This is a genomic window from Flavobacterium sp. R1_16 (assembly GCF_057652095.1).
In genome coordinates, this window is the sequence record NZ_JBYFCG010000001.1 from 788,712 (window position 1) to 808,512 (window position 19,801).

20 protein-coding genes and 1 other RNA gene are annotated in these 19,801 nt (G+C 32.1%); 12 read left to right on the forward strand and 9 right to left on the reverse strand.

All coding sequences use genetic code 11. The features are described from left to right. Positions 1-21 precede the first annotated feature (21 nt). The 4 genes from AC23L6_RS03320 to AC23L6_RS03335 form a co-directional block, all read right to left on the reverse strand. Positions 22-294, reverse strand: coding sequence for an HU family DNA-binding protein (locus AC23L6_RS03320; RefSeq protein WP_396175753.1), 273 nt, complete (start codon positions 292-294; stop codon positions 22-24). 176 nt (positions 295-470) lie between these two features. Further along, a complete protein-coding gene (gene fmt / locus AC23L6_RS03325) occupies positions 471-1,418 on the reverse strand; it encodes a methionyl-tRNA formyltransferase (RefSeq protein ID WP_487562349.1) in 948 nt (315 codons plus the stop codon). Further along, positions 1,418-3,313, reverse strand: coding sequence for a RecQ family ATP-dependent DNA helicase (locus AC23L6_RS03330; RefSeq protein WP_487562348.1), 1,896 nt, complete (start codon positions 3,311-3,313; stop codon positions 1,418-1,420). The genes fmt and AC23L6_RS03330 overlap by 1 nt, the downstream gene beginning before the upstream one ends. Before the next feature lie 59 nt (positions 3,314-3,372). After that, entirely contained in the window at positions 3,373-3,936 is a 564-nt protein-coding gene (locus tag AC23L6_RS03335; protein ID WP_487562347.1) for an AAA family ATPase, read from the reverse strand. 149 nt (positions 3,937-4,085) lie between these two features. Here AC23L6_RS03335 and AC23L6_RS03340 point away from each other — a divergent pair, with 149 nt between their 5' ends. From AC23L6_RS03340 to AC23L6_RS03355, 4 genes are read left to right on the forward strand one after another with little or no spacing between them, the layout of a single operon-like run. Further along, positions 4,086-4,370: a DUF493 family protein gene (locus tag AC23L6_RS03340; RefSeq protein ID WP_487562346.1), complete on the forward strand. Its 285-nt coding sequence runs from the start codon at positions 4,086-4,088 to the stop codon at positions 4,368-4,370. Between the two features lie 2 nt (positions 4,371-4,372). Then, a complete protein-coding gene (locus AC23L6_RS03345) occupies positions 4,373-5,092 on the forward strand; it encodes a DUF4290 domain-containing protein (RefSeq protein ID WP_487562345.1) in 720 nt (239 codons plus the stop codon). Positions 5,093-5,143: 51 nt separating this feature from the next. Then, entirely contained in the window at positions 5,144-6,454 is a 1,311-nt protein-coding gene (gene murA, locus AC23L6_RS03350) for a UDP-N-acetylglucosamine 1-carboxyvinyltransferase (protein ID WP_487562344.1), read from the forward strand. A gap of 24 nt (positions 6,455-6,478) precedes the next feature. Next, the gene (locus AC23L6_RS03355) at positions 6,479-7,381 is read left to right on the forward strand and encodes a cation diffusion facilitator family transporter (RefSeq protein ID WP_487562343.1); all 903 of its coding nucleotides are present in this window, start codon (positions 6,479-6,481) and stop codon (positions 7,379-7,381) included. Here the strand turns inward: AC23L6_RS03355 and aroQ are convergent. After that, on the reverse strand, positions 7,370-7,783 hold the full coding sequence (gene aroQ, locus AC23L6_RS03360; protein ID WP_487562342.1) for a type II 3-dehydroquinate dehydratase: 414 nt from the start codon (positions 7,781-7,783) through the stop codon (positions 7,370-7,372). The two genes, AC23L6_RS03355 and aroQ, sit on opposite strands and share 12 nt — an antisense overlap. A 268-nt stretch (positions 7,784-8,051) precedes the next feature. Between aroQ and AC23L6_RS03365 the strand changes: the two genes are divergently transcribed. The 4 genes from AC23L6_RS03365 to AC23L6_RS03380 all read left to right on the forward strand — a co-directional run bounded on the left by AC23L6_RS03365 (position 8,052) and on the right by AC23L6_RS03380 (position 11,725). Beyond that, complete coding sequence (locus tag AC23L6_RS03365) at positions 8,052-8,675, forward strand: outer membrane beta-barrel protein (protein WP_487562341.1); 624 nt, start codon at positions 8,052-8,054, stop codon at positions 8,673-8,675. Between the two features lie 73 nt (positions 8,676-8,748). After that, on the forward strand, positions 8,749-9,645 hold the full coding sequence (gene xerD, locus AC23L6_RS03370) for a site-specific tyrosine recombinase XerD (RefSeq protein WP_487562339.1): 897 nt from the start codon (positions 8,749-8,751) through the stop codon (positions 9,643-9,645). Between the two features lie 174 nt (positions 9,646-9,819). Further along, complete coding sequence (locus AC23L6_RS03375; protein ID WP_487562338.1) at positions 9,820-11,337, forward strand: PAS domain-containing sensor histidine kinase; 1,518 nt, start codon at positions 9,820-9,822, stop codon at positions 11,335-11,337. Then, positions 11,330-11,725, forward strand: a complete 396-nt coding sequence (locus AC23L6_RS03380; protein WP_487562337.1) for a response regulator — start codon at positions 11,330-11,332, stop codon at positions 11,723-11,725. The genes AC23L6_RS03375 and AC23L6_RS03380 overlap by 8 nt, the downstream gene beginning before the upstream one ends. A 49-nt stretch (positions 11,726-11,774) precedes the next feature. Here the strand turns inward: AC23L6_RS03380 and rny are convergent, their stop codons facing one another. The 4 genes from rny to AC23L6_RS03400 form a co-directional block, all read right to left on the reverse strand. Further along, positions 11,775-13,340 (reverse strand): ribonuclease Y, encoded by a 1,566-nt coding sequence (gene rny, locus AC23L6_RS03385; RefSeq protein ID WP_487562336.1) that lies wholly within the window; start codon positions 13,338-13,340, stop codon positions 11,775-11,777. Positions 13,341-13,388: 48 nt separating this feature from the next. Beyond that, positions 13,389-13,497: non-coding RNA, 6S RNA (gene ssrS / locus AC23L6_RS03390), on the reverse strand. Between the two features lie 53 nt (positions 13,498-13,550). Beyond that, positions 13,551-13,844 (reverse strand): cell division protein ZapA, encoded by a 294-nt coding sequence (locus AC23L6_RS03395; RefSeq protein WP_487562335.1) that lies wholly within the window; start codon positions 13,842-13,844, stop codon positions 13,551-13,553. 8 nt (positions 13,845-13,852) lie between these two features. Continuing rightward, positions 13,853-14,143: a hypothetical protein gene (locus AC23L6_RS03400; protein WP_487562334.1), complete on the reverse strand. Its 291-nt coding sequence runs from the start codon at positions 14,141-14,143 to the stop codon at positions 13,853-13,855. Positions 14,144-14,330: 187 nt separating this feature from the next. Here AC23L6_RS03400 and AC23L6_RS03405 point away from each other — a divergent pair, with 187 nt between their 5' ends. Genes AC23L6_RS03405 through AC23L6_RS03420 form a run of 4 tightly spaced genes read left to right on the forward strand, consistent with a single transcriptional unit; the run spans position 14,331 to position 19,766 of the window. After that, complete coding sequence (locus tag AC23L6_RS03405) at positions 14,331-16,028, forward strand: M23 family metallopeptidase (RefSeq protein WP_487562333.1); 1,698 nt, start codon at positions 14,331-14,333, stop codon at positions 16,026-16,028. 59 nt (positions 16,029-16,087) lie between these two features. Further along, positions 16,088-18,502, forward strand: coding sequence for a TonB-dependent receptor (locus AC23L6_RS03410; RefSeq protein ID WP_487562354.1), 2,415 nt, complete (start codon positions 16,088-16,090; stop codon positions 18,500-18,502). Between the two features lie 25 nt (positions 18,503-18,527). Beyond that, a complete protein-coding gene (locus tag AC23L6_RS03415) occupies positions 18,528-19,253 on the forward strand; it encodes a hypothetical protein (protein WP_487562332.1) in 726 nt (241 codons plus the stop codon). Between the two features lie 48 nt (positions 19,254-19,301). Beyond that, entirely contained in the window at positions 19,302-19,766 is a 465-nt protein-coding gene (locus tag AC23L6_RS03420; RefSeq protein ID WP_487562331.1) for a hypothetical protein, read from the forward strand. The last annotated feature ends 35 nt before the right edge of the window (positions 19,767-19,801 follow it).

The following is a 19,801-nucleotide window of genomic DNA, read 5'->3' on the forward strand; positions in this document are numbered from 1 at the left end:
TATTGTGAAATAAACTTTTTACTAGTTTACTGAACCTTCTAATTCTGCTCCAGCCTTAAATTTAACTACATTTTTAGCAGCAATTTTAATTGTTTTTCCTGTTTGAGGATTTCTTCCGTCTCTAGCAGCTCTTTTAGAAACTGACCAAGATCCAAAACCTACTAAAGATACTCTTCCACCTTTTTTCAAGGTACCACCTACATTTCCTAAAAATGACTCTAAAGCTAATTTTGCAGCTGCTTTTGTAATTCCTGCATCAGCAGCAATAGCATCGATTAATTCTGATTTGTTCATAATAAATTTATTAATTGTTGGTTAAACATATTTTTACTATAACAAATTTAGTAGGAATTCCTTACTACACAAGAGATTTAGAGTGTTTTTAGTAGATTTGTTGATAACTCGAATGTTTTGTTGATAAAGAGAGGCGTTTTTGTCTCAAATTTCCTTAATTCATAGTGTTTAAGAGGCTAGAGGGCATTTGTTATTTTAGAAAAATCCATACCATTTAGTAATTCTTTACTGTCCATTCTCTTTTTTCCTGGGAATTGAAGGTTAAGAATTTTTATAAAACCATCTTTTACAGCAATTTTTAATTCTTTTTTTGTCGAAACTATTTCACCAACAGTCAAGGTTTGTTTTTCTTTTTCAAATTCAGCTTCATATATTTTAATATTCCATTCTTGATTTCCATCACTGAAAGAACACCATGCTGAAGGGTAAGGCGAAAGCCCTCTAATAAGGTTATAAATTTCTGCTCCTGATTTTGACCAATCTATTTTGCAATTTTCCTTATCTAATTTGTGAGCTGTTTTTAAGGGATTTTTATCTTCTTGAATGGTTGTAACTACATTGCCTTTTTCAATTAGAACGAGTGTTTCTAGAACTGTTTTGCTTCCCAACTGCATTAATCGGTCGTGTAATTGTCCTGCATTTTCATTGGCTCCTATTTCTATTTCTGAACTTAAAATCATTGCTCCTGTATCGATCTTGTCGTCAATAAAAAAGGTTGTAACTCCAGTTTTAGTTTCTCCATTTATAATTGCCCAATTAATAGGAGCTGCTCCACGGTAATTTGGTAAGAGGGAAGCGTGTAGGTTAAATGTGCCCAACTTTGGCATACGCCACACGACTTCGGGTAACATTCTGAAAGCCACTACGACTTGTAGATTTACATTAAGACTTTTTAATTCTGCTAAAAAGGACTCTTCCTTGAGATTCGTTGGTTGTAGTAAACGTAAATGATGTGTCATAGCATATTCTTTTACTTCTGAATATTTTATTTTTTGACCACGTCCAGCTGGTTTGTCAGCAGCAGTAACTACTCCCACCACTTCGTAGTTGTTTTTAAGTATGCTATCTAGAATTCCAACAGCAAATTCAGGAGTTCCCATAAAGACAATACGTAGTTTTTCCATTATGATAGTAAGGTATATTTGTTATTTGATTGTATAGCTATTTTGTTCATTTCTAATAATTGTTGTAAAACAAAGATAATCTCATCAGATGTTTTTTTGGTTTTAAATTCTATTTCTCTTGAATTTAAATTTTCGGATTTTAAAAGTTTAAGAATTTCATTAGCCAAACTATTATCTACTACTTTTTTTACTTTTTTATTTATGCAGTTAGAGCAACTTCCGCAATCAGCTGTTGCATTTTCTCCGAAATAGTTCAGAATCAAACGGCTTTTACATGTTTTTTTATCTTGAACATACTGCAATACCGATTTGAATTGTTCTTTTTTTAAATTGTTTTGACTTTCTAAATATTTTGCAACTCTATTAATGGTACGTTCATCGTCACGAATTTCATTAAAAATAAGAGTCGCATCATTATTTTTAGTTTGGAATTCGACTATTTCTCTCTCTTTTAATTTTTGTAATAGGCTAATTATTTCTTCCTCAGAGTGATTCGATTTTTTAGCAATTAATTGAACATTAAAAGCAGTTTGTAGCTCATAAATGCCTGGATATGTTCTTAAAACCGTTAAAATAATTTCTTCATCATTAGGATTTAGACTTACATAGCGAATAACTTCCTTAGAGGGAATGATAAATTGTAGAGTAATTCTCTCTGAAAATTCTTGGGATAAACTGATAATGCCTTGTCTATCCAAAAACAGCAGTCCGTTGTAGGTTTTTAATGTTGGGAAGCCATATTTTACACAAAAGTGATTCAAGTTGAAAGTGAATTGCTCGTTGATGCCTTCACCATATGCAATTTGGAAATAATTGCACAATTTTATGTACATTTCATTTAGAAATTTTTTATCCAATAGCACATGAATAAATTGATTTTCGGCTTGAATTATATCTGAAGGATTTGTTAGTAGTATGGCATAGGCTTTTTCGCCATTTCTTCCAGCTCTTCCAGCTTCTTGGTAATAGTTTTCAAGATTTTCAGGAAGTTGAACATGAATCACAGTTTTTACATTCGATTTGTCGATACCCATTCCAAAAGCATTTGTGGCAACGATAACTTGAACGTTTTCATTGATCCATAATTGCATGTTTTTATTTTTTTCCTTTGTAGAAAGTCCGCCATGATAAAAAGTGGCTTTAATTCCCAATGCATTTAGTTGGGACGAAATATCCAAACAGGATTTTCTATTTCTAACGTATAGAATGGAAGGTTGAGGATTTTTTTTTAAAATTTGCTCAATTCGAAACAATTTATCCTCGGCCTCAAAGGTCATGTAAGCAATGTTTTGTCTTTCGAATGATTTTTGGAAAACTTCAGGATTGATTAATCCTAATTCTTTTATAATCTCCTCCTTTACTTTTGGAGTTGCCGATGCAGTTAAGGCTATAAAAGGAATTTTTGGGAAATGTGATTTTAGTTTTGAAATTTTTAGGTAAGCTGGACGAAAATCATGTCCCCATTGCGAAACACAATGCGCTTCGTCAATTGCGATAAGATTAATAGGTAGATTTTTTATTCTCTCTACAACCCAGTCTGATTGTAAACGTTCTGGAGACAAATAAACGAATTTATAGTTTCCGAATTCACAATTGTCTAAAAGTTCAATAAGTTCGTTTGATGCTATTCCGCCTGTTAGAGCAATGGCTTTTATATTTCGTTTTTGAAGATTAGCAACCTGATCCCTCATTAAAGCTACTAACGGAGAAATTACCAAACAAATTCCCTCCTTCATCATTGCAGGAACCTGAAAACATATCGATTTTCCGCCACCTGTAGGCATCAATGCAAAGGTGTCGTTTCCCTTTAAAACGGAATCAATTATTTCGCTTTGTGGCGACCTAAAGGAGTCATGATTCCAATATTTTTGAAGAATTTGTATTGCAGTCTGCATAAGGTTCAGATTTGTTTCCTACTTTTCATAAAAAGTAAGAATCCAATTTTAGAATTGCATTAAAATTCTAATCGAACTTGACTAGAATTAGAAATTTTATCTAAGATAAAAATAATTCGGTTATCCACACTATCTTTTGGAACTTCTATAAGTTCATAGCCATAACTTTCATATGTTTCAGTGAGGTGATTGTAGATTAGTTTGGCTTGTTCGTAGTTTTCATAACGAGCATCGTCGCTTACATAAATTTCTTCCCAGGGAGGTAAAATAAATATTTTAGAATATTTATGCTCTCTACAAGCTGCATCAAAAAAAGCTGGATAACTATCACCTATATAATGCATGTATGCCAATATATCAGGAATTCCTCTGTCTAAAAAAACAATTTCATGGGGTTCTTGTAAGGCATTTTGATATTGTTTTTTTCTGCCCTCTAAAAGTAATTCGCTAAATAAAAGTGGGTTTTCGAGAAAGAGTTGTTCAATCCCTTGTTTTTTGGCCTCTAGAGTTACTTCGCGAGAAATTTCAGGATAACAACAGTATCCTCTATCTATCAATCCATCTATGATTGTGGTCTTGCCTGTGCCTGGACCACCAATAATAACTATGATTTCTTTTCGCACTTTATCCAAATATGGGGCAAACTTACTTAAACTTATTGGGATTTTAAAAAATGATTGCGGTTAAAAATAGAGTATTTAATAAAAATTCATAATTCATAATTCATAATTCACATTTGAAACTGTATATTTGCTCTTATTTTAAGCTAAGAATGGATAAGAACACGGAAGAATTCTATGAAAGATTAAAAGTTGAGTTGGATATGAGCAATACATGGCCAGCAGAGTACTTATTCAAGTTCATAGTTCCAACAGATGCAACTAAAATTCAAAAAGTGGAAGACGCTTTTGATTGTATGGGGGCTGTAATTAAAACAACAAAATCTAAAACAGGTAAATTTACCAGTATATCTATTGATGTACAAATGAAAGATTCTCAAGAAATTATTGATAAATACCAGGAAGTTTCCACAGTTGAAGGTATTATTTCCCTTTAAATATGAATTCAAAATATATCAAAGAAAACGCTAATGATGTTGTTTTTAATTTAGAATATAATTCAGAAAGAAAACATTTAATCATTCCTGAGTATGGTCGTCATTTACAAAAGTTGATTGATCAGGCAACAGCCATTGAAGATAAGGAAGAACGCAATAAGGCAGCAAAATACATCATTCAAGTAATGGGAAGTCTGAATCCTCATTTAAGAGACGTTCCAGATTTTCAGCACAAACTATGGGATCAGCTTTTCATAATGTCTGATTTCAAACTTGATGCGGAATCTCCTTATCCAATACCTTCTCGTGAAGTTTTACAATTAAAACCAGATGTTTTAAAGTATCCTCAGAATTATCCTAAATATCGATTTTATGGCAATAACATCAAATACATGATTGATGTTGCCAACAAATGGGAGGAAGGGGAAATGAAAAATGCATTGGTGAAAGTAATCGCCAATCACATGAAAAAATCTTTTCTAAGTTGGAATAAAGACACGGTTAAGGATGATGTTATTTTTGAGCATTTACTGGAGCTTTCAGGAGGAAAAATCAATTTAACTCAAAGTTCAGAGGAACTTTTGAATACTACAGATTTGATGCGAACCAACAAACGTTTATCAAACAAAATAGTACCATCAGGAGGAATGAAACCTAAAAATTCCAAAAATGGGAAACAAAACAATCAAAATCATAAAAATCAAAATAGAAAACCTTTGTAAAATTGGTTTTAGGAAATCAAAATCCTAAATCCTAAATCCTAAAGTCAAAATATGGGAACTTTCAAAATTGAAGGAGGTATTCGTCTTAAAGGCGAGATTACACCACAAGGAGCAAAAAATGAAGCATTACAGATTTTATGTGCAGTTCTTTTAACTCCTGAAAAAGTAACAATAAATAATATCCCTGATATTGTGGATGTTAATAAGTTAATTACATTATTGGGCAATTTGGGTGTAAAGATTCAGAAGAATGGTCAAAGTTCTATCACTTTTCAATCAGATGAGGTAAACGTAGGCTATTTAGAAACTGAAGCGTTCAAGAAAGAAGGTGGTTCTCTTAGAGGTTCTATTATGATTGTAGGGCCACTTTTAGCTCGTTACGGTAAGGGATATATTCCAAAACCTGGCGGTGATAAAATAGGAAGAAGACGGTTGGATACTCATTTTGAAGGATTTATTAACCTTGGAGCAAAGTTTCGTTATAATAAGGAAGACCATTTTTATGGTGTAGAGGCTACCAATGGATTGATAGGAACTGATATGCTTTTAGATGAAGCTTCAGTCACAGGTACAGCCAATATTTTAATGGCAGCAGTTTTGGCAAAAGGAAAAACTACGGTCTATAACGCTGCTTGTGAGCCTTATTTACAGCAGTTGTGTAAAATGTTGAATTCCATGGGAGCAAACATTTCAGGAGTAGGTTCTAACTTGTTGACCATTGAAGGCGTTGAAAAATTGCAAGGTTGTACTCATACCATTTTACCCGACATGGTTGAAATAGGTTCTTGGATAGGATTAGCAGCTATGACCAAGTCTGAAATTACTATTAAAAATGTTAGTTGGGAGAATCTTGGTCTTATTCCTAATGTTTTTAGAAAATTAGGGATTACCATAGAAAGGAGAGAGGATGATATTTTTATTCCATCTCATGAAAGAGGATATGAGATAAAAACAGATATTGACGGCTCAATTCTTACAATTGCAGACGCCCCATGGCCCGGATTTACGCCAGATTTATTAAGTATCGTATTGGTAGTTGCCACTCAGGCAAAAGGGGATGTATTGATTCATCAAAAAATGTTTGAGAGTAGATTGTTCTTTGTTGATAAGTTGATAGATATGGGCGCAAAAATCATTTTATGTGACCCTCATAGAGCGGTTGTAATTGGTCATGATTTTAAATCTCAGTTAAAAGCTACAACTATGTCCTCGCCAGATATACGTGCTGGAATTTCACTATTGATTGCAGCTTTATCAGCAAAGGGAACAAGTACAATTCAAAACATTGAACAAATTGATAGAGGCTACGAGAGAATCGATGAACGATTGAGAGCTATAGGTGCCAATATTGTAAGAGTATAATTTTAGTAGTATATAAATTTTCTTATGACAAACGAACAAACTGCTCTAAAGGCTACTTATTTTAGTATTATTGGTAATGTTTGTTTGTCAATAATTAAGGGGCTAGCTGGTTTTTTTGGAAATTCATATGCCTTGATTGCTGATGCCATAGAATCTACTACAGATATTTTTTCCTCATTATTAGTACTTTTTGGAATAAAATACTCCAACAGACCCGCAGATGAAAATCATCCTTATGGTCATGGTAGGGCTGAGCCTTTAATTACTTTTTTAGTAGTTGGATTTTTAATAACATCAGCTACTGTGATTGCTTATGAAAGTATAAGTAATATTAGAACTCCACACAATTTACCAAAGTCTTGGACACTTGTTGTTTTAGGACTAATAATTATTTGGAAAGAATATTCTTTTAGAGTAGTTATGAAAAAAAGTAAAGAAAGTAATAGTTCTTCGCTAAAAGCAGATGCTTGGCACCATAGGAGCGATGCAATCACGTCAATAGCAGCTTTTATAGGAATATCAATAGCATTATTTTTTGGTAAAGGATATGAATCGGCCGATGATTGGGCGGCACTTTTTGCTTCGGGATTTATTTTTTATAACAGCTATTTGATTTTTAGACCTGCACTTGGGGAAATAATGGATGAACATCTTTATGACGATTTGGTTGATGAAATCAGAAAAGTGTCACTTCAAGTTGATGGTATTGTTGATACCGAAAAGTGTTTTATACGTAAAGCAGGTATGAAATTTCATGTAGATTTACACGCTATTGTCAATGCAGATATCTCTGTTAGAGATGGTCACGAATTAGCTCATAATTTAAAAGATACTCTGCGAATGCATATACCTGAACTTGGTCATGTATTGATTCATGTTGAGCCTTATGAAAAACATCAGAAAGAAGATGTTCTTCTACAAAAATGATTGAAGACCTAAATCATAGCTTTTAAGGCCAAATCCAATTATAATTCCTTTTGAGTTTGGAGAAATATAAGATTGATGTCTGAACGATTCTCTTGAAAACGTATTTGAAATGTGTACTTCTACTACGGGAGTTGTAATAGCTTTTATTGCATCACCAATACCAATAGAAGTGTGTGTATAAGCCCCAGCATTTAATACAATTCCATCATAAGAGAAACCAACATCTTGTATTTTAGTTATCAATTCGCCTTCAATGTTACTTTGAAAGTAGTGTAGTTCTATTTGAGGAAATTTATTTTTTAAAGTCTCAAAATAATCTTCAAAAGTTTGATTTCCATACACTTCAGGCTCTCGTTTTCCTAATAAATTGAGATTAGGACCGTTGATAATAATGATTTTCATGCTTGTTTTTTTTGTAAAAATAGGAAAAACAAAATGGAATTAGTATTAATCTGATATTTGATTTTGTTTGTGATAATGAATTTAGATGTCGTTAAATGTTAAAAATTGTAGTAATCGTAATTTGAAAGGGTTATATTTCATATTTGCTACTTTATTAACGCTAAAATATTTTTTTGTTAATAAACTTGTTGATAACTCAAAATTTAGTTAAAATTTAAAAATAGTATAATTTCTATTTTTGGTTTATAAACTTTAAACAAAATTTATTATGAAAAAAATTATTTTAACAGTTGCTGCGGTATTCGCTATGACGTTTGCCAATGCTCAAGAAAAAGAAGCTAAAGGATTTGGTTTTTCTGAAGGAAATGTTTTCCTTGAAGGAAACTTATCTTATAGCAGTACAAATGACAAAAATAGCGAAGTAAAAACAAGTAATCTTTCTTTCAATCCTAAAGTTGGTTATTTTATCAGTGATAAATTTGCTGTTGGTATCAATTTAGGTATTGGTTCTGGAAAAACTACTGAACCTAATGAGGATGATATCAAGACAAGCAACTTTAATGTTGGAGCTTTTGGTAGATATTACTTCTTAGATTTAGGAGAAAGATTTAAAACTTATACTGAGTTTGGATTTGATATTACATCAAATAAACAAGGAGATGAGGATTATCAAAAATCAAATGGACTTAGTGTTGGTGCTGGTCTTGGTATGAATTATTTCGTAACTCCTAAAATGGCTATTTCATTTGGATTAAGCAATGTTTTGAGCTACCAATCATCTAAAACTAAAGCAGATGGTGATGATGGACAATCTTCATTTGGAGCAAATGTTAATGTATTTAAAAATTTCTTCGATACTCCAACATTCGGTTTATTGTATAAATTAAACTAAGATTTTTTATTTTCATAAAAACCACGCTTAATGCGTGGTTTTTTTGTGCCCAAAAATAGCTTTACTTTGTACTATGAATTGGCAAACCTATATTAAAAGTTATCAATCGTATCTTAAGATTGAACGCGGTTTATCGAAGAATACTATCGAAAATTATACTTTTGATATCGTGCGCCTTTGCCTTTTTTTAGAGACTAATCATATTCAAGTTTCTCCTGCAAAAATTACTGAAGAAACGCTACAACAATTTATTTACAGCGTCTCTAAAGAAGTAAATGCTAGATCTCAAGCTAGAATTATTTCAGGCTTAAAAAGTTTTTTTTCTTATCTTATTTTCGAAGATTTTCGGAATGACAATCCATTAGAATTAATTGAATCTCCAAGAGTAGGAAGAAAGTTGCCAGATACTTTAAGTGTAAAAGAAATTGATGATTTAATAGGAGCAATTGATTTAAGTGCTCCTGAGGGTGAGCGTAATAGAGCTATTTTAGAAACTCTCTATGGTTGTGGACTTAGAGTCTCGGAGTTGGTTTCGCTCAAAATTTCGGATTTATTTTTTGACGAGGGTTTCATCAAGATTACAGGAAAAGGGAATAAACAACGATTTGTACCCATTGGAAATGTAACTCAAAAATTTATTTTAATCTATCAAAATTCAATTCGCTCTCATTTAACTATTCAAAAGGGGTACGAAGATACTCTATTTTTAAACAGAAGAGGAAAGCAATTAACTAGGGCTATGATTTTTACTATTATTAAGGATCTAGCTAATAAAATTGGACTTAACAAAAATATAAGTCCACACACTTTAAGACATTCTTTCGCTACGCATCTTTTAGAAAATGGTGCCGATTTGCGATCCATTCAATTAATGTTAGGCCATGAGTCAATTACTACAACAGAAATTTATGTGCATTTGGATAGAAAACATTTAACTCAAATTATGAATTCTTTTCATCCAAGGAAATGAATGTTTAATTTATATATATAAATCTTACAAAATATGTTAAATTTAATAAAAAACATGTATTTTGTCCGATAAAATTGCATTTTGTCGATTATATTATTATGTTTGAATTCGCTATTGAAGATTGATAGTGATTAGTATATCAAATTTTGCCCCAACTAATTTGTAGTACATTATATGGAAACTTATGCCTACTCAGATTTAAAATCGTTAGAAGAAAAAAATAATTTTTATAAAAAATTATTGTTTCAATCTCCAGATTTAATATTTCAATTTACTTTAACCAAAGAAGGAGCCATATTCTTTCCTTTTCTGAGTAAATCAGTCATTACTCACTTTGATTTGACACCAGAGGAAAAGAATCAACCCGCATTTGAAATTTTAAAGAATAAGATTATTCCCGAGGATTTTACTCTTTTTATGCTAACAATTCACCAAGCTAAAAAAGAAAAGAAATCTTGGGAGCATGAATTCAGAGCTATTCTTCCAACTCGAGGCTTACGTTGGTACAAGGGAATTGCTACCATAGAAACAGAGGAAAATGGAGATGTGAATTTTTTTGGTAAAATTACGGATATTACAGTTTATAAAGAGCAGGAATTGCAATTGAAACTTTCAGAGGAGCGTTACCTGTTTGCGTTGGAAGCTTCATCTGAAGGAATTTGGGACTTAGATGTATCTACAAAAAAAGTATTTTATTCTTCTCAATCCATGAAAATGTTAGGATTTGCTGCAGAAGATACAATTGACTTTATAGATAAGTGGGATGATAGGGTTCATCCTGATGACAAGCAAAAATACTTAACAGATATCCAATTACATATAGATAACAAAACACCGTACTATGAGAACGCTCAACGGGTATTGACTAAATCCAACGAATATAAATGGATTTTGAGTAGAGGAAAAATTATAGAAAGGGATGAAAAAAACAATCCTTTGAGAATAATAGGAACTCATACGGATATTTCGATTCAGAAAGAGAAAGAGGCTAACCTAATAAAAACGCTTCAGATTGTAGAGGAACAAAATAGTAGATTGTTAAATTTTGCTCATATAGTTTCTCATAATCTTCGTTCCCATTCTGGAAATATCGAAATGTTACTGAATATAATTGAGGAAGAACAAGGCCAAGAGTTCATATCAGAAAGTTATTCGTATTTGCGTTCTTCATCAAAGGCATTAAGTCAAACAATCGATCATTTGAAGGAATTGGTAGAAATACAAACCGAATTGATTCACAAAAAAGAGAATTTAAATTTAAACGAATTTTTAGCCAAAACACTAGAGATATTAGCAGAAGAAATTTCTAAGAACAAGGTTAAAATAAAGAATTTAATAAACAAAGAAGAAACTATAACTTATAATCCTGCCTATTTGGAAAGTATTTTGCTTAATTTTACAACCAATGCAATACGCTATTCTCATCCAGATAGGACACCTATTATTAGTTATTCTATTTCTACCGATAAAGAGAGAAAAGTTTTGAAGATAACAGATAATGGTTTAGGTATTAATTTAGAGAAGTATGGGAAAAAACTTTTCGGAATGTACAAAACATTTCACAAGCACAGAGATTCAAGAGGCATAGGTTTATTTATTACCAAAAATCAAATTGAAGCCATGGGTGGAAGTGTTCAAGTGTCTAGTGAAGTAGGAGTAGGAACCACGTTTAAAATATATTTTAATGAGTAAGTTTAAAGATGTATTTGTGATTGACGATGATAAAGTGTTTCACTTTATCATTAAGAAATTATTTTCAAAAAATAATATCGACATAAGCCCTTCATTCTACTTCAATGGATTGGATGCTATTGAAGAAATTAAAGAAAAAATTAATACAGGGAACACCTTACCTGATTTGATTTTATTAGATATTAATATGCCGATTATGGATGGATGGCAATTTTTAGACGAGTTTAGAAAAACTAGAATAGTCACTCAAGGCGAAAGAACCACCATCTATTTAGTAAGTTCTTCTGATAGTATTTCGGATATTAATAAAGCAAAAGAATATCAAGATCAGATTAAAGATTATTTTTTTAAGCCGATGACCATAGAAGATTTGAAAAAAATATTCTAATAAAAAAACCACTCATTGGAGTGGTTTTTTTATTAGAATTTAATTCATTTTATTTAGCAATATTTACTGCTCTAGTTTCTCTAATAACAGTAACTTTTACTTGTCCTGGATAGGTCATTTCGGTTTGAATTTTTTGAGAAATTTCAAATGATAAACTAGCAGCATTGTCATCAGAAACTTTTTCGCTTTCTACGATAACACGCAATTCTCTTCCTGCTTGAATGGCATAGGCATTTTTTACACCGCTAAATCCATAAGCAACTTCCTCTAAATCTTTTAGACGTTGAATGTATGAATCTAAGACTTGACGTCTTGCACCAGGTCTTGCACCAGAAATAGCATCACAAACTTGTACAATTGGTGACAATAATGATTTCATTTCGATTTCGTCATGGTGAGCTCCTATGGCATTACAAACTTCTTCCTTTTCGCCATATTTTTCAGCCCATTGCATTCCTAATAAAGCGTGTGGTAAATCACTTTCAGTATCGGGTACTTTACCAATATCATGAAGTAAACCAGCTCTTTTTGCTAGCTTCACATTCAATCCTAACTCGGCGGCCATAATTCCACATAATTTAGAAACCTCTCTTGAGTGTTGTAGTAAATTTTGACCATAAGAAGAACGGTATTTCATTCTTCCTACAACCTTGATAAGTTCTGGATGTAGTGCGTGAATACCTAAATCAATTACCGTACGTTTTCCTACTTCAATGATTTCATCGTCAATTTGTTTTGCTGTTTTAGCAACAACTTCTTCAATTCTGGCAGGGTGAATTCGGCCATCTGTAACTAATTTATGTAACGACAAACGAGCAATTTCTCTACGAACAGGATCAAAGCAAGATAAAATAATTGCCTCTGGGGTATCATCTACAATTATCTCAACACCAGTTGCTGCTTCAAGAGCACGGATGTTTCTTCCTTCTCTACCAATGATTCTTCCTTTTACATCATCAGATTCAATGTTGAATACTGATACGCAATTCTCAACCGCTTCTTCAGTACCCACACGTTGAATGGTATTGATAATAATTTTCTTCGCTTCTTGTTGAGCAGTAATTTTAGCTTCTTCAATAGTTTCCTGAATGTGCGCCATAGCTTTGGTTTTAGCCTCAGCTTTTAGGCCTTCCATCAGTTGTTCTTTGGCTTCTTCAGCAGATAGTCCAGAAAGCACTTCCAATTGATTCAACTGGCTTTTGTGCATTTTCTCAACTTCGTGTTGCTTTCTCTCTAAAATCTCAATCTTAGCATTGTATTCATTTGTTTTCGCCTCAAAATCATCGTTAATTCTTTTAGCCTTAGCTAATTCATTAGAAACCATTGATTCCTTGTCTCTTATTCTTTTTTCAACTTCTGCAATTTTTTTGTCACGAGCCAGAATAACCTGTTCGTGTTCGGCTTTTAGTTCGATAAACTTTTCTTTAGCTTGAAGAATTTTATCTTTTTTGGTGTTTTCTGCTTCAAGATGTGCATCTTTCAATATTGATGCGGCTTCTTTTTTTGCGTTCTTAATTAAATTAGAAACATTGCTTTTTTCTATAAATTTGGAAATAGCAAAACCTCCAGCTACTCCAACTATTCCTGCAATAATTATTAATAATGTACTGTCCATTGTTTGTTAAAATTTATGTATAAAAAAGCCTACATTAGGTGAATGAATAAACTCGAAAAGACAAGTTTTGAGCTAACTCACTGTTCAAGTTTCCTCGCCAAGGCGGGGCATGCTTTAGTAGTGATGATTCGCTCATTCTAATTTGTTAGTGTTGAGTTTACCAAATATGAACTAATGTAGGCAGTATTTTAGTCTATGTTAAAGAACGTATTATTTGTCGAGATAACGATTTAATAAATCATTAATTTTTTTTATTCGTTCAATGGTTTCTTTTCCATCAATAGAATTATCAATTTGTTTTTGTTCGAGTTGTGAGGCAAATTGTAAAGCACACATGGCTAATACATCTTGTTTATCACGAACAGCATAATTTTCTTCAAATTGCTTAATCATTATATCAATCTTTTTTGAAGCGCTTCTTAGCCCTTCTTCCTGAGACATTTCCACGGTTAGTGGATAGACTCTATCTGCAATTGATAATTTAATTTTAAGCTTTTCGTCCATATGTTTTACTAATCAGATAGCTGTGCTATACAGTAATCAATTTCACGAATTAATGAATTTATTTTAAGCTTGGTATCTCTTTTGTTTTCGTCACTGCCTAGTAATGAATTGGCTATTTTGAGTGTTTCACAATCCTTTTTCAAGGCGTCAATTTCTTTGGATTGATTTTGTATGACTACTGTAGATTTTTGTAATTCCTGATTTAATTCTAAATTCGTTTGCTCCAAATGCTCTATTTTTAACAATAGTTTTTTAAGCTTACTTTCTAGAATATCAATAATTTCTACAATTTCACTCATTATAGTTCTAAGTTCATTACTTGTCTCAACAAAGTTAACATTCCTATTCAATTAAACCAATACTTTTGCTAATATTTTAGTTTTGTTAAAATAATTTCTTCTAATATTTTGAATTTTAATACGTTATAATTTTACAAATACTCCTAAAATATAAGTGCTTTTTTTTACATTAGCAAAAAGCTTTTTGATGAAAATTATCTATTCCGTTTTGTTTTTTTACGCCTTTACAACAGTCGCACAGACTACTTATCCGAAAGATTATTTTAGGTCACCATTAGATATTCCGATGCAATTATCAGGAAACTTTGGAGAACTTAGACCCAATCATTTTCATGCTGGTTTTGACTTCAGAACAATGCAAAAGGAAGGTTTGAATGTGTATGCTGTTGCAGATGGTTATGTGTCAAGAATTAAAATTTCAACTTTTGGAAATGGAAAAACAATTTATATTAACCATCCCAATGGATATACTTCAGTCTATGCACATTTGCAAAGGAGTTTAGGTAAAATAGAGGAGTACATCAAGAAAGCACATTACAAAGAACAGGCCTATGAGATTGAACTATTTCCAAATCCACAAGATTTACTAGTTAAAAAAGGAGATGTAATTGCGCTTTCTGGAAATACAGGTGGTTCTGAAGGGCCTCATTTGCATTTTGAGTTCAGAGATACACAAACTGAAAAGGTGATTAATCCCTATTTTTTTGGGTATGATAGTTTCATGAAGGATACTAAAAAGCCCCAAATAGCTAGTTTAGTTGTTTATCCAATCGAGGAGAATAGTGTTGTCAATCAGTCACGAAGACCAGTTAATCTCAACTTGTCATTGATGGCTGAAGGAAGTTATCTTTCTCAAACAGTTTTAGCTAAAGGCAAGATAGGTTTTGGAATACAATCCTACGACGTTTTTGATTTTTCGTATGATAAATATGGTCTTTTTAAAGTTCAGACTTTTCTAAACGGAAGCCCTTCTTTTGGGTATCAATTAGACACTTTCTCATTTGATGAAACAAAGTACATTAACGCTTTTATAGATTTTTATAAATACAAAAAAACGAAGCAGAGAACCCAAAAACTATTTATGCGAAATCCGTATCCACTGAGTATTATTCGTACTGATTTAGCTAATGGTATTGTAGAAGTCGCATCAAATTTTACCAATCTTTATCGAATAGAAGTTTCTGATTTCTATGGGAATACAACTGTTGTTTCTGTGCCTATTCAATATGCTATTGATGAGCCAAAAATTACCGAAGAAATTGTAAAAACTCCATATTTTTTAAAATCTAAAACCGATGCTAATTACGAAAAAGACAATTGGTCTGTTTTTTTTCCAGCGGGAACCTTTTATGATGACTTTTATTTGAATTTTGACGTGAAAGATTCAATTATGACCGTTCATAATGATTTGGTAGCTGTTAATAATGCTTTTCAGGTTACCATCGTTGATAGTTCAGCAACAAATAATGACGAAAGAACTTTTATTGCATCACTAAAAGAAAATAAATTGAGTTACAATTCTACTAAAAGGAAAGAAAATACGTTTACTACTTATACTAAAAAATTAGGGCAATTTATTTTAGCTAAAGATACCATTGCACCAAAAATAAGTATTGCAAAACCAATAGAAGGAAAATGGTTATCGAATCAAAAAACAATTCAATTAACCATAAATGATGCCTTGTCTGGGATAAAATCCTACAATGGTTTCCTAAACGGACAATGGGTTTTATTCGAATATGAAAATAAAACGAATACCATAACTCACTATTTCGATGATGGAATAGTAGCAGAAGGTAAAAACGATTTAAAAGTTGTGGTTACAGATAATGTAGGAAATTCTACTATCTTTGAAACACAATTTTTTAGAAGTCAAAAAAAATAAAAAGGGACCATTTGAAAACAAAAAACAATTGTATTGCACTTCTTTTTTTCTTCATAGGAATGCATTTCTATGCTCAAACGGCGAGAATTAAGGGAATCATTCTTAATGAAAATAAAGAACCTGTAGAAAACGTAAACATAACTTGTAACAACAAGTCTACAAATTCAAATGCTAATGGCTATTATGAGTTGACTATTCCTGCCAATCAAAAAGTGATATTGGTTTTTAGTCATATTTCGCTAATGAAAATTACCACTTCATTGCAATTGAAGCCCAATGAAGATTTTGAGTTCAATGTGGTTATGAATGATAAGGCGGAGCAGATGGGCGAGGTTGTCATTGTAAATAGTAGAAAGCGTGTTCAGGGTATCACCAATTTAGAACCAGAAGTCATAAGAAAAATTCCTGGAGCGAATGCTGGAGTTGAAAATATTTTAAAAACACTTCCTGGAGTTTACTCCAATAATGAATTGAGTACCCAATATGCTGTTCGTGGAGGAAATTATGACGAGAATTTGGTATACGTAAATGATATCGAAGTCTATCGTCCTTTTTTGATTCGTTCTGGGCAACAGGAAGGTTTGAGTTTTACCAATACCGATTTAGTTCAAAATGTCGATTTTTCTGCGGGTGGTTTTCAAGCGAAGTATGGGGATAAATTATCATCAGTTTTAGATATTACATACAGACGACCAACAAAATTTGGAGCTACCGCTGATGCCAGTTTTCTTGGTGCCAATGTATCGGTTGATGCCGTTTCTAAAAATCAAAAATGGTCAGCAATTACAGGAGCTAGATACAGAAACAATAGTCTTTTGGTGAAGAGCCAAGAGACGGAAACCAATTTTAGACCTTCCTTTATTGATTTTCAAACTAATATTACCTACAATGCCTCTACTAAATGGCAGTGGAGTTTTTTAGGGAATATTTCTCAAAACAAGTATGACTATAAGCCTTTTACACGTCAAACTAATTTCGGTACAATTGACGAACCAATAGCACTCCAAGTATTTTATAACGGACAAGAGAAGGACAAATACGGCACCTATTTTGGAGCTTTAAAATCGACTTTTACCGTCAATGAAAATTTCAATTTAAAGTTCATAGGTTCAGCTTATCACACCATCGAACAAGAATATTTTGATATAGATGCTGCTTACGCTTTAGGAGAAGTAGACAGTAACATAGGTTCGGAAAATTTCGGAAATGTAACTTACAGTCGAGCCATTGGAAGTCAGTTGAGCCATGCCAGAAATGATTTGGATGCTCTAATTGTGAATACTGAAGTAAAAGGATTTCATACTATCAAAAAGAATCAAATAGAGTGGGGAGTTAAATATACTAGAGAAGATATTCGTGACCGAATCATCGAATGGGAAGTTATTGACTCTGCTGGATTTTCATTAAATAATCCTAAAATTTTGCCAATCAAAGACCAACCCTATCAACCTTTTGTAGGCCCTTTAGCACCTTACAATAACATAAGGGCTAAAAATTATGTCACTATAAATCGCTTTTCTGGCTATGCTCAGTGGAGTTTGAAAGACAAAATAGGTTCTAGTGATGTTTGGTACAATGCCGGAGTTAGAATGCATCAATGGCAGGTTTCGGGTGATGATTTGAATGGAAAAAGTCAAACGACTTTTAGTCCTAGAGCGCAATTTGCCATAAAACCTGACTGGGATAAAGATATGGTTTTCAGGATTTCTGGAGGATTTTATCATCAACCGCCATTTTATAGAGAGTTGCGTGATTTTTCAGGAACTGTCAATCCAAACGTAAAAGCACAGCAGTCTGTACATTTTGTTGTAGCCAATGATTTTAGTTTCAAAATGTGGAATCGACCTTTCAAAATGGTTACCGAAGCCTATTACAAAACACTAACCGATGTCAATCCCTACACTATAGACAATGTGAGAATTCGTTATGCAGCCAGTAATAATGCGAAGGCATTTGCACAAGGATTTGATTTGCGATTGAATGGTGAGTTTGTTCCTGGAACTGAATCTTGGTTTAGTTTTGGCTATTTGAAGACAGAAGAAAACACAGACAATAGAGGCTATATCGCTAGACCAACCGATCAAAGGCTAAAGTTTGGAATCTTATTTCAAGACTATATGCCGAATATTCCTAGTGTAAAAGTATATCTAAATTTGGTTTACAATACAGGACTTCCAGGTGGTTCGCCTTCGTATGCTGATCCTTATGATTATCAAAATCGATTGAGAGATTATCGTCGAGCCGATGTAGGATTTTCGTATGTATTTACAGAGAAAAATGCCTCCAGACCTCAAGAGCATTGGTTGAGAAATTTCAAAGATTTGTCTATTGGTTTTGAAATTTTTAATATGTTTAACAATCAAAATGCAATAACCAATACTTGGGTTAGAGATGTGTATACTAAAAATCAATATGCGATACCTAATTATTTGACAACACGCGTGTTTAATGTAAAAGTATCGATGCGATTGTAAGTTTAATGATTTAATTTTTTTCAAAATGAAAAATAGCTCAAAATATCTATTACTAGTTCTGCTAATCATTTTTATAAGTTGCAAAGAAGAGCCAAAGAAGCCAAAGGTAATTTATGAAAAAGCATCGAATGCTAAAGAACAACCTACTGAAGATACCACTCAGGTTGAAGTAGCTGATTTGCCATTGCAGATGGAAGGAACCAATTATTTAATTCATCCTGTTGCCTCTTTAAATCTCAATAGCGGAAATTCAAAATCAAAATACGATTCGTCTTCGAGCGTGGGTGGCCTTAGTTTTAAGATATCAAATTATGGCGAAGGTGAAATTACGGGTTACTTGCGCAATTTAAAGTTTCAGGAAATTGGTTCCGATTCTATAAAAGCATTAACAGATAAACCTATTCTGATTCAAACGGCTACGTATTTAAAATCGGTTTCAGATAAGACAAATCAACAAGTTTTGGTGTATTCCTTAGCAGATATGGATACGAATAAAGATGGAAAATTAGATACCAATGACATCAAATCACTTTATATCAGTGAAATTTCAGGAAATAGATTTACTAAAATTTCTACTGATTTTCAAGAATTAATCGATTGGAATTTAATCGAATCTAAAAAACGTCTCTATTTTAGAACCATTGAAGATACCAATAAAAACGGTCAATTTGATAAAAATGATGTGATTCATTATCATTATTTGGATTTGTCTAATAAAGAGTGGAAGGTTTTTGATTATAATCCGATTTAGAATGTAGATGTATGCTATTTATTGGTAACTTAAAATCTTACATAAAATATGAAATTAGATGAATTAGACAAAAAAAGAATCAAATTAGATATTAAATTTTTTCTAATTCTATCTACAATTTTTTTCGGTGTAATAATTTTAATTTTATCATTAATTGCTGGAATTGTTGCTTTCTTTTTTAAACCAACAGAAGGTTTTGGTTTAAGAATACTGTCGATATTTTTGATTTTTTTTGTGCTTTATATTTTGCTCAATTTCACAACTACTTTAAAATACATTGACTTAAAAAAGGGTAAAAAAATTAAAACTCAATTTAATTCATATGAAATAATTGAAAACAAAAAATCTGCTTTTATATTAAGTCAAGAACCTAAATTGAAAATTGAAATTGATAAAAAAATAATACAGTTAATAAATTTGAAGCTTCCATTAACTTTGGAATATACAAAGAATAGCAAAACTGTTTTGTTTATTTCAAATGACAAGAAAAATCTTTTAGATGAAATTGAATAAATTTAAAAAATTAGATCTTTCACTAACAATATCAA